The organism is Pseudomonas sp. IT-347P (assembly GCF_949768005.1).
Lineage (GTDB): Bacteria > Pseudomonadota > Gammaproteobacteria > Pseudomonadales > Pseudomonadaceae > Aquipseudomonas.
On sequence record NZ_CATKPQ010000024.1, the window covers coordinates 1 to 916 of the forward strand.

1 protein-coding gene is annotated in these 916 nt (G+C 59.0%); it reads right to left on the reverse strand.

All coding sequences use genetic code 11. From position 1 onward, the window contains the following. Nucleotides 1-916 (reverse strand): Ig-like domain-containing protein (locus ACM6IV_RS12725; RefSeq protein WP_414870264.1); only part of this gene is annotated, 916 nt, incomplete at both ends.

Here is a 916-nt window from a genome sequence, read left to right on the forward strand (position 1 = left end):
CACCGGATCGTCGTTGTTGTGGATCTGCAACACGAGGTTGGCGGTGCTGGTGTCGCCGTCTGCATCGGTAATCGTATAGGCGAAAGTTTCTGTGCCGTTGCCGCCACCGTGCAGGTTTTTGAAATCGGCGTCGCTGGTATTGAGCGTGTAGGTGTACGTGCCGTCAGCATTCAAAACCAAGGTGCCGTAAGTGCCGGTGAACGTGCCCGGGGTCACGGGTCCGGTGGGCACACGGTCAGCGCCTTGCACATCGTTGGTCAGCACACTGCCGGTCAGGGTCAGTTGGCTTTCTGACGCTGTTCCGTTGCTGTCATCGTTGGCTTTTGGCAGGTCGTCGACGATGTTGACGTCAAGGGTGCCATTGGCGGTAGTGCCGTTATCGTCAACGACAGTGACGGCGAACTGCTCAGGCAGATTGTTCGCGCCGTCGGCGTTCGGATGGGTTTCGTTATCGGCCAGGGTGTAGCTGTAGCTGACCACGCCCGTTACGGCGTTGAAACCGGTGATGGTCAGCGTGCTGCCCAGCGGCGTGGTTATCGATTGCGGGAAGCCTGCGGCCACGCCATTGGTGACGACGGCGATACCGCCGACGGTCAGCGTCGTCACACCGTCCAGCGCGGTAATGGTGAACGTACCGTTTTGCGTCAGCGCAGTGGAATCCGGCGCGCTGCCGTCGCTGAGGTTTTTCTCGTAGACCGTCAGTTCACCACCCGCGACATTCAAGCCGTCGATGATCACCGGATCGTCGTTGTTGTGGATGTTCAGCACCAGGTTGGCAGTGCTGGTGTCGCCATCCGCATCGGTGATGGTGTAGACGAAGGTTTCTGTGCCGTTGCCGCCACCGTGCAGATTTTTGAAATCGGCGTCGCTGGTATTGAGCGTGTAGGTGTATGTGCCGTCAGCATTCAACACCAAG